1 protein-coding gene is annotated in these 812 nt (G+C 59.5%); it reads left to right on the forward strand.

From position 1 onward, the window contains the following. Window positions 1-18: 18 nt before the first annotated feature. On the forward strand, window positions 19-812 hold a 794-nt coding region (locus ABD851_RS14405; RefSeq protein WP_344980495.1), incomplete at its 3' end, for an LLM class flavin-dependent oxidoreductase.

Raw genomic sequence — 812 nt, forward strand, 5'->3', positions numbered from 1 at the left:
ATAAAGACGGCGGACCGGATGGGCTTTAGGAACATACTGCTGCCGACCTCCTATATCGTCGGCCAGGAGGTGATCCCGTTTGCGGCGGCGATGGCCCCGCAGGTAAAAGAGATCAATATGCTGGCGGCGATCCGTACCGGAGAGATCCACCCGCCGATGCTGGCGCGTCATCTTTCGATGCTGGACCATGTGCTGGAAGGCCGGCTGACGGTCAATATCATCAACTCGGACCTTCCGGGTCTGAAAGAGGACTCCGCCTATCGTTACAAGCGCTGCGAAGAGGTGATCGAGATCCTGAAGCAGGCCTGGACGCGTGATGAGATCGACTTCCAGGGCGAGATCTACCAGTTCAAGATGCCGTCGGACCCGGTAAAACCCTACCAGCAGAACGGGGGTCCCCTGCTGTACTTCGGGGGCATCTCCCCGGGCTCCAAGGAAGTATGCGCCAAATACTGCGATGTGTTTCTGATGTGGCCGGAGCCGGAAGAGAACATCTATGCGACGATGCAGGAGATGAGCGCACGTGCGGCGGCGCACGACAGAAAGATCGACTTTGGACTGCGGGTGCATGTGATCGTACGGGAGACGGAAAAAGAAGCGCGTGACTATACCAAACAGCTGATGTCGAAGTTTGATGCCCGGATGGGAGAACAGCTGAAGCACCGGGCACAGGATTCCCACTCGGCGGGAGTGCTGCGTCAGGATGAGCTGCGCAAGCAAGCCGATGCGGACGACTTTGTGGAGCCGATGCTGTGGACGGGTATCGGACGGGCCCGGTCGGGCTGCGGAGGCGCATTGGTAGGCACGCCGGA

Origin of the sequence: Compostibacter hankyongensis (assembly GCF_039541075.1) — a bacterium.
Classification (GTDB): domain Bacteria; phylum Bacteroidota; class Bacteroidia; order Chitinophagales; family Chitinophagaceae; genus Compostibacter; species Compostibacter hankyongensis.